General features: G+C 30.4%; 12 protein-coding genes. 1 reads left to right on the forward strand and 11 read right to left on the reverse strand.

The features are described 5' to 3' along the window. Positions 1-112: 112 nt before the first annotated feature. The gene (locus RT575_RS15250; protein WP_313581999.1) at positions 113-1,027 is read left to right on the forward strand and encodes an IS481 family transposase; all 915 of its coding nucleotides are present in this window, start codon (positions 113-115) and stop codon (positions 1,025-1,027) included. Positions 1,028-1,412: 385 nt separating this feature from the next. Here the strand turns inward: RT575_RS15250 and RT575_RS15255 are convergent, their stop codons facing one another. The 11 genes from RT575_RS15255 to RT575_RS15305 form a co-directional block, all read right to left on the reverse strand. Further along, positions 1,413-1,697: a helix-turn-helix domain-containing protein gene (locus RT575_RS15255; RefSeq protein ID WP_286496426.1), complete on the reverse strand. Its 285-nt coding sequence runs from the start codon at positions 1,695-1,697 to the stop codon at positions 1,413-1,415. Between the two features lie 195 nt (positions 1,698-1,892). Beyond that, on the reverse strand, positions 1,893-2,339 hold the full coding sequence (locus RT575_RS15260) for a hypothetical protein (RefSeq protein ID WP_291073730.1): 447 nt from the start codon (positions 2,337-2,339) through the stop codon (positions 1,893-1,895). Between the two features lie 132 nt (positions 2,340-2,471). Then, positions 2,472-2,786: a hypothetical protein gene (locus tag RT575_RS15265; protein ID WP_286496423.1), complete on the reverse strand. Its 315-nt coding sequence runs from the start codon at positions 2,784-2,786 to the stop codon at positions 2,472-2,474. 141 nt (positions 2,787-2,927) lie between these two features. Continuing rightward, positions 2,928-3,935 carry an ACR3 family arsenite efflux transporter gene (arsB, locus tag RT575_RS15270; RefSeq protein ID WP_291097930.1) on the reverse strand — a complete coding sequence of 336 codons (1,008 nt, stop codon included), beginning with the start codon at positions 3,933-3,935 and terminating at the stop codon, positions 2,928-2,930. Positions 3,936-3,938: 3 nt separating this feature from the next. Further along, positions 3,939-4,550, reverse strand: coding sequence for a low molecular weight phosphatase family protein (locus RT575_RS15275; RefSeq protein ID WP_291073737.1), 612 nt, complete (start codon positions 4,548-4,550; stop codon positions 3,939-3,941). A gap of 4 nt (positions 4,551-4,554) precedes the next feature. Further along, positions 4,555-5,625 carry an ArsO family NAD(P)H-dependent flavin-containing monooxygenase gene (locus RT575_RS15280; RefSeq protein WP_313567227.1) on the reverse strand — a complete coding sequence of 357 codons (1,071 nt, stop codon included), beginning with the start codon at positions 5,623-5,625 and terminating at the stop codon, positions 4,555-4,557. 168 nt (positions 5,626-5,793) lie between these two features. After that, on the reverse strand, positions 5,794-6,258 hold the full coding sequence (locus RT575_RS15285; RefSeq protein ID WP_114999206.1) for a DUF6428 family protein: 465 nt from the start codon (positions 6,256-6,258) through the stop codon (positions 5,794-5,796). 60 nt (positions 6,259-6,318) lie between these two features. Continuing rightward, the gene (locus tag RT575_RS15290; RefSeq protein WP_114999208.1) at positions 6,319-6,648 is read right to left on the reverse strand and encodes an ArsR/SmtB family transcription factor; all 330 of its coding nucleotides are present in this window, start codon (positions 6,646-6,648) and stop codon (positions 6,319-6,321) included. A 189-nt stretch (positions 6,649-6,837) separates the two neighbouring features. Beyond that, on the reverse strand, positions 6,838-7,095 hold the full coding sequence (locus tag RT575_RS15295; RefSeq protein WP_114999210.1) for a Txe/YoeB family addiction module toxin: 258 nt from the start codon (positions 7,093-7,095) through the stop codon (positions 6,838-6,840). Beyond that, positions 7,096-7,350, reverse strand: coding sequence for a type II toxin-antitoxin system Phd/YefM family antitoxin (locus tag RT575_RS15300; protein WP_068599366.1), 255 nt, complete (start codon positions 7,348-7,350; stop codon positions 7,096-7,098). It lies immediately after the preceding gene. 88 nt (positions 7,351-7,438) lie between these two features. After that, positions 7,439-8,116, reverse strand: a complete 678-nt coding sequence (locus RT575_RS15305) for a tyrosine-type recombinase/integrase (RefSeq protein ID WP_125350815.1) — start codon at positions 8,114-8,116, stop codon at positions 7,439-7,441. Positions 8,117-8,656 lie beyond the last annotated feature (540 nt).

Raw genomic sequence — 8,656 nt, forward strand, 5'->3', positions numbered from 1 at the left:
AAAGTTCGTTTGAAAGGCAGAAAAGCTTTATTCCCTCCTTCTTGAATACATTCGTTGTGGGTACGTCATATCCTCGTAGACTAAATTAGTAAAAAACTAATATAGCTTTATGATGATTAAAAAGACAAAAGAAATAGCAGCTTATTTAACTTATAGTAAAAAACTACAAGTTCTAAAATATGCCAAAGAATATGGAAATAACTCTATAGCATATAAATTTTTTGGCGTGAAAAAGAGTACATTTTATAAATGGAAAAAGGCATATGATGAACATGGAGAAGAAGGTTTACTTAGAAAAAAACCAACTCCTCGTACATTTCCCAATCAAATCAAGCAAGAAATTGTAAATAAAGTATTAGAACTTCGAAAAGAACATAAATTAGGGACTTGGCGAATTAAATGGTATTTAGAACGTTATCATGATATTTTAATATCAGAATCAAGTGTTTATCGTATTCTAAAACGCAATAATGTAGGTCGATTAGACAGAAAGGTAACTAGAAGAGCTATGCATAGTATTCGATATGAAAAAGAAACACTAGGTCATCATGTACAGGATGATGCTAAATTTCTAATTTTTCAAGATGCAAATGGCCATAAAATCAAGCGATTTCAATATACAGCAATTGATGATGCTACACGAATTAGAGCGCTTAAAATCTATGAAAAGCACAATCAATTAAGTTCAATTGATTTCATAAATTATGTTGTAGATAAATTTCCTTTCAGAATTAATACAATTCAAACAGATAACGGACATGAATTTCAATCAAAATTTCATTGGCATGTTCAAGATTTAGGAATGAGACACCGATTTATAAAAGTAGGAACGCCTCAGTTAAATGGGAAAGTTGAACGATCTCATTTAACTGATAAAAAAGAGTTTTATCAACTTTTAAGCTATACTGATGATGTCGATCTAAATCAAAACTTAGAACAATGGGAGAATTTTTATAATTTCAATAGACCACATGGTTCATTTAAAGGTAAAACTCCTTATGAAATACTAAAATCAAAACTAAAATAATTATATTTAATGTCTATGAAGTGATGAAGTACGACACTCATAGTATTGAGATTTGAGATGTTAGTTATTAGACTTTTGTTATTGTATGTTCTTTTTTATTCATTGGTTTATTGTTTTATGAATAATGTATTCATGAATCCTTTGGATTTGGCTTGATACAAAAACATTTGAGATGTTTGCTATTATTATGTTCATTTTATTAATTACTTTTTTCTTGATAAAAAAGTAATCAAAAAATGAAGGCTTCAATTCTGGACGGTCAATCTTCATTTCGCTTCACTAAAATGTTTAAATCACTCCTTTCAGTCGGTAAACATTTTTACGTTTCACTTAACGGATTGACATTCGTCTGCGAATTTTTATGCCAGGTTATTGCTCTTAATTTTTAGCGTTTATTAGTGAATGATTTGTTGTAGTGTTCGTTCAATAACTTTTCGACATCAGACATTTTGTAGTAGATTTTGTTGCCTACTTGACAGAATGAAACCTTTCCTTCATTTCTCCACGTTTGAGCAGTTCGTTTTGAGATTTTCATTAGCATTAGAAACTCTTGGTTATCCATAAATGTTTCTTGTTTAGCTGCTAATGCTTTGTTTAATTTTTTAGTGATTTCCTCTAATTGGAATACGATCGCATCGTATTGATCCTTTGTTAAAATGATTGCTTCCATTTTCTAATTTGTTTAAGATTATGGAACAAATGAAGTACAGAAAAAAAAGTCCGTTAGTCCTGAAATGGTCTTGTCAGGACCATATCTTTTTGAATGGCTGATAGATAAAGACTTTTGATTTTTGAGGTTGAACGTATGAACAGGACTTTTATGACCAAAAAAAAATCCTAACTGGGATAGTTAGGATTGCGAATATTATAGTAATTTATCTACATCAATTCGTTTTGCGTTATTCGGTCGTTTTTCTTCTCGTGATGGTGTGAGTATGGTTTTGACCGTTTCAATACTTACTTTATTTCCGTCTTTGTCTACAAAAGAATAAACAATCATTTTAGAAATCTCGTTTACATTTCCATCTAAATAATTTTTACCATTAATAAACAACTCTCTGTTTAATTGGTAAAATATGTCTACCAACTGATTGACGTTTCCATTGAATTGTAGTTTGTTGTAATTGCATTTTTCTTCTTTAACCACTTGTAATTCTTCCGTTAATGTTCTGATGTGTTGTAAGTGGTCAATTTTTTTGTTGCATTGCACTGAATATTCTGGAAGCTTTGGATTGATAAAATGAATGTTAGCTTGTTCGTATTCGTATTTCTCATCAGTTAAGAAAAAGATCTGATCGCAATAATCCTCCATCTGTTCCAAATTTTTCTGCGTTTTATAAAAAGAAAAATATCGTTCTTCTGAATCTGCATTGATGTATCTTGGTGCAGGTCTTTCTTCGTCTTTAATCTCTATTGGTTTATATAAACCTAATCGAATTATTTCTTATGAAGTATAAATTTTCATTAAACGAGTTTTATTTCTTCCTTTTTCAAACAGAAATTCATTTACTGAAACTAACTTTTCAAACTTATTAATCCAATGTAGCTTATCTTTTGCATATAAAAGTTGATGTTTGATAAAATCAGCAATTTCAGAATGAGAAATCTCAAATATTTTGTCAATTAATGCTTGACAATACCCGTCATTTGTAAGAGGTTGCACCTCTATAATATCAAATTCTTTCGACTTTACATTGTGTAAAGCAACTTGTGTAAACTCTTTGAATTGTACAGTTTCTTTTATCAAATACTTCATCATAAATTAAGTTTTAGCAATTAACCTTTTATAGTGTAATTTGAAGTAAATTAATACATTACAAAGATAAAATGTGTCGTTAAAGATATTTAAAACTTCCTTATTCGATGTATTGCTCTATTCTTTATAATATATGCTTTTCAATCACAAACTAGCTTTTACTAAAAGGATTAATACAGGAACTTCGACTAACGGACCAATAACTCCTACAAAAGCTTGTGGCGAGTGAATACCAAATATCGCAATAGAAACTGCAATGGCCAATTCGAAGTTATTACCTGTTGCTGTAAATGAAATAGATGCATTTTTATCATAAGGAACCTTCATTGCTTTATTGATAAAGAAACTGATGAAGAACATCAGTGCAAAATAGATCACTAATGGGATTGCTACTTTGATTACGTCTAAAGGTAATTCAAGTATTTTATCTCCTTTTAAACTAAACATTACCACAATAGTAAATAATAATGCATAGAGTGTTATGGGAGAAATTTTGGGTACGAATACACGATTGTACCATTCTATACCTTTCTTTTTAATTAGCGTGTATCTCGTGATAAAACCTATTAAAAATGGGATACCTAAATAGATCAATACACTTTGGGTTACTTCTATCATTGAAACCGAAACATTAAAATTAGCTAAGCCTAATTTACTTGGTAATATGTTGATGAATAACCAAACTAAAAAACTGTAACTTAAGACTTGGAAAATACTATTCAATGCGACTAACATCGCTGTGTATTCTCTATTAGCCTTCGCTAAATCGCTCCAAACGATCACCATTGCAATACATCGAGCTAAACCAATTAGTATTAATCCAGACATATAATCCGGTTCGTCATGAAGAAATAGAACTGCCAAACCAAACATTAAAACTGTACCAATTATCCAGTTTAGGATTAAGGATATACCAATTACTTTTTTGTTTTTGAGTGCTTTTGGTAATAAAGCATAATCTACTTTGGCTAAAGGTGGAAACATCATAATAATTAAACCTAATGCCAAAGGAATATTAGTTGTACCCACACTTAAACTTTCAACCCAAAAAGGCATATTAGGAAATACATATCCAATCGTTACCCCTGCTATCATTGCAAAAAATATCCATAAGGTTAGGTATCTATCAAGGAATTTTAGTTTTGATTGCATCGTTTATTTAGTGATTTGTGAAAATATGTACATCATTTCGGTTGCTATTTCGGTACTTCGTTGTTTGTAAACTTCGGTTTGTTCGGCTGTACCATCCGATATTTTAGGATCTTCGTAAGTAATGGGAATTCGCTTTTCAGCACCGGAAATAAAAGGGCAACCTTCATCTGCTTGGGAACAAGTTAGAATCGCTGCGAAATTTGAAATAGGATTGAAAGCATCATTATATTTCTTAGAAAAACCGATAATTGGTAAACAATTTTCATCAAATTTTATGGCGTAAATAGGATTTATACTATCTGCAATTTTTAGAATTTGTAAGCCTTGATTTTCTAATGTTTCTGCTACTTTAGGAAACAAAGCTGTTTCTTGTGTACCACCTGAATAACAGTGTACATTATCTATATTATAGAATGATGCTGAAGTTTGCGCCCAAACCTGTGATAAATGACTTCTTCGAGAATTGTGTGTACAAATAAAATTAAGGTTTACCGGTTTTTTACTATTTACCTTTCCTTGAATGTAATCTATTAAAGGTTGTAAAATGTTTTTGCGATCATTACTGATATTTTCAAAATGAAATTGCTCTACAGTTTTTAATATTGTTGAGTACATATTTTTAATTAATTTTTAAGTGTTTAGATAAAAAATCTTGAATTTCTAAAATTGTTTGTTTTGCGGTTCTGTTTACCCCAATTAAAGATGCAGATGCATAACCTGTCCAATTACCATAGCCTACAAACCATAAACCTTCAATATCTAAAGACTTAGTTTCATTGGTTTTTGCAATACCTTTTTCATCTAGTTGTATTAGTGATTTTAGGAATGTAGTATCGTAACCGAAGCCTGTACACCAAATAATTGCATCAAAATCTTCTTGTTCGCCGTTATCCCAAATTACTCCTTTGTCGTAAAACTCACGGAATGTACCACTAGAAATTAACACTCCTCTTTCACGAGCTTCTTTTACAGGTGGAACCATAACAATACTGGCTAAATTGTAATTTGATGCATCAAATGTTTTTCCTTCTAATTCTGCTTTATATCTTGCGTTGGCAATTTTAAACAGATAATAGCCGTCCACTTCATCGGGTAGAAATTCAGGTGTTTTTTTTGTTGACCATTTTACTGTCGTATTTTTTGATACTTCAGCAACAATTTGAGCACCAGAATTACCTTCTCCAACAACCAATGTTTTTAAACCATTAAAATCTTCGGGGTTTTTATATTTACTTGAATGTATTTGAACACCTTTGTAATTTTCTATTCCCTTTAAATTCGGAATGAAAGGATTTGCCCACGTTCCTGTAGCAGAAATAACTGTTTTGGTTTTAAAAAAACTTTCTTGCGTGTGAACTTGAAAAAAATCTCCATTTTTTTTAATTTCAACAACTTCACTATTTCTTTTCACATTAAGTTGATAATATTGCTCGTATTGTCCTAAATAATGTATAACCTCTTGTTTTGTAGGGAATTTATTTTCAGAATTTGGCATTATCAATCCAGGTAACGAGCTATAATCTGCTGGAGAAAATAGGGTTAAACTATCCCAAGTATGGAGCCAAGCCCCGCCTGAAGTATTTTGCTTATCCAAAATAATATACTTCAGTTTTGCACGTCTTAGATAATATCCACAAGCTAATGCACTTTGCCCGCCTCCAATAACTATAACATCAAATATTTCATCCATTGAATTGTTTTTATCTGATTTATGCATTCACAAATTAATACTTTTACGTTTCTATAAATTCTTATCTATATTAATACCGTTTACTGTTTGATAATCCTTGTTTATCGACTTCTACAACTCCTAAAAAATTATCATTGGTAATTGTTATAATATTTATGGTTACAATATTTAGCAACACCCCGAATTTGGTGTACAAGAAGATGATTGGATTTCTGACAATTTCACTTTTGGTTTTTCTACAGGAATACCGCAAGCATCTTCCGCTAAACAAGCTGTTTTTTTATTCTTTAAAATGAAATGTTTTCCATTAAATTCAAGATCGTATTTACCAATTGTAGTCGACTGATATTCTACTTCAATTTCGGCATCTTCCATACCTAATTTATTTTCGGATAAGCGAATAATGTTTAGTAATTTTCCTGGTTTTAAACGATGTTCGTAATCGTCTGCATTCCATAATTGGAAGTTCACCACTTTTTCATTTCTAATCACTCCACCACAATCAATAAATTTCTTTGTGATTTCTCCCACTTCTGTAACGTGGAAATGCTCTGGCACGAAAGTACCATCCTCTAATTGAAATTCAACATTTTGTAATGTTGGTAAGATTTCTTTGATTTCTGAAAGTTTCATCTTCTTAATATTATTATTTATTAATCGTAATATTACGATGTTTTATTTTAAAAAAATGCCTTAACAGCATTTCTCTATTTTTACATTTTGATTGAAAAAGTTAGAAAACTCATTTTGAATTGAAGCCCAAACCTTTTCATCTATACAATAACACACTGATTTCCCTTCGATGGAACCTTGAATAATTCCTATACTTTTCAATTCTTTTAAATGTTGAGAAATCGTGGCTTGTGCTAAACCTAATTCATCCACCAAATCCGTACAGATACACGCATTTTGCTTGATAATATGCTGAATAATAGCCACACGAGCAGGATGTCCTAATACTTTGAATAAAGTAGCTAGTTTATTTTGTTCGTCTGTAAATATTTCTGATTTAGTTGTTCCCATTATTGATTTATTATCATTGCAATATTACGATATAATTATTGAATACTAAAAAATTTAATGTTATTTATTTAATGTATTGCTCAACGGCTTTATCCAATTCTTTGTTTACGATTTTGGCATAAAAAAAATTCTGTTAAGTTTTACAACCCAACAGAATTCTATCTTATTTATATCTTAAAAATTGATTATTTAATCGTAATGAAAACGGCACTTTGCTATTAATATCTGACCATCTTCGTACTTGTAAATTAAACGATGTTCTTCATCTATTCTACGTGACCAAAACCCTGAATATTTATGTTTTAATGGCTCTGGTTTCCCTATACCAGTAAAAGGAGTACGTGAAATATCTTTCAATAAATCATTGATACGTTTTACTTTTTTCTTATCGGTTTTTTGCCAAAATAAATAATCTTCCCAAGATTCATCTACGAAAATATATTTCATCTATTCCTCGATTAATTCTCTTTCAAAAGATTGGTTACTTTTTAATTTTTCAATGGCAGCATCTAATCTTGATTCATTGATACGAGAAGATAATTCGTGATTTGTAGCCATTAAAGAATTGTACTCTTCTAATGACATTACCACAATACCTGAATCTTTCCCTCTGTTGATGATTAAGGTTTCAAAATTCTTCGAAACTCTATCTAAGTAAGATTTAATATCTTTTCTGAAATCTGAAACACTTGCTATTATCATAATCTTGTATTTTATTATGTACAAATATATGTACAATATTTTGATTTTCAAAATCTATCTTCTTACATTATTTTAAAATAAACATTTACTATTCAATGAATTGCTCTACTGCTTTGTCTAATTCTTCGTTTACGATTTTAGCATAAATTTGAGTTGTTCCAATATCAGAGTGATCTAAAAGTTTTGATACATACTCAATACGCATACCGTTAGCTAAGGCTTGGGTTGCAAATGTATGTCGGCTTAAATGAAAAGATAATGAGAATGGAAATTCTAATTCTTTGCCCATTCTACGCAATTTCTGACCACATAAAACATTTTTGCTACCGATTACTTTTAGTTGGTATTCGTTGGATTGTTCGAAGAAATTAGCTTCTGAAATGATTGGAAAAATAAAATCATCTGGTTCGGAAGTTTCTTTTTTGTATTTGTTTAAAATCTCTAAAGCAGATTGACCTACCTTGAATTGATGTGAACGTTTAGTTTTACGGATGTTTAATCTGATACGTTGTTCGTTTTCATCATAGTTTTTCCATTGTAAGGTAACGACATCACTAAAACGCAATCCTCCGGCATAACAAGAAAAAATAAACATATCTCTGAAATAGGTATCTGTTTGACCAAATGAACTCTTGTGATTTTTTAGCTGCTCGATTTGTTCTTTGTTTAAAAACAATCTTGTACTCTTGGCTTTTTTGATTCGTACACTTGCAAATGGGTAAGTATTTAAACTGATGATTTCTTCACGAATGGCATCTTTAAACATTATGGCTAAAATTGAACATTTGTATTAAAACTAACATTAGTAATTTATGAACAAATTGAAATAACTGTAAGAAAGCTTCTTTACCAAAAAGGACGCAAGTTTAACCAATTGTGGAATGCCAAGGTAGTTTTTCGTTTAAATCATGACCTAAAAATAAATGAATATCCAAACAGTTATTGCAATAGCGAATCATTGCTCTGTTGTTATTAATATTATTTAGATAACTGTCCATTCAAATCTTGAAAGAGACAATTAGATTATGAAATAAAACAAATTTCTACAATTAAAAACATGATAGCTTTGAAATTTCATATAGAAAACTTGCTGAAAAGGCGAGAGTCAATTTAGCGTAATGAGCGTAAAAATGGCTTACTGTCGCGCAATCTTCCTCTCGTAAACCCAAAATAGTAACTCAAAAAGCGTGCTTTTCTCGTCAAAAACCTCGTATCTCACTTCTCACATCTAAAATTCTCAAAAAATATTTCCCATTGTACCAGCAACTTAAGAGAAGAATGTAAATTAATTGTAAAATGAGTTTGG

The sequence above is a fragment of the Chishuiella sp. genome, from assembly GCF_032109125.1.
Taxonomy (GTDB): domain Bacteria; phylum Bacteroidota; class Bacteroidia; order Flavobacteriales; family Weeksellaceae; genus Empedobacter.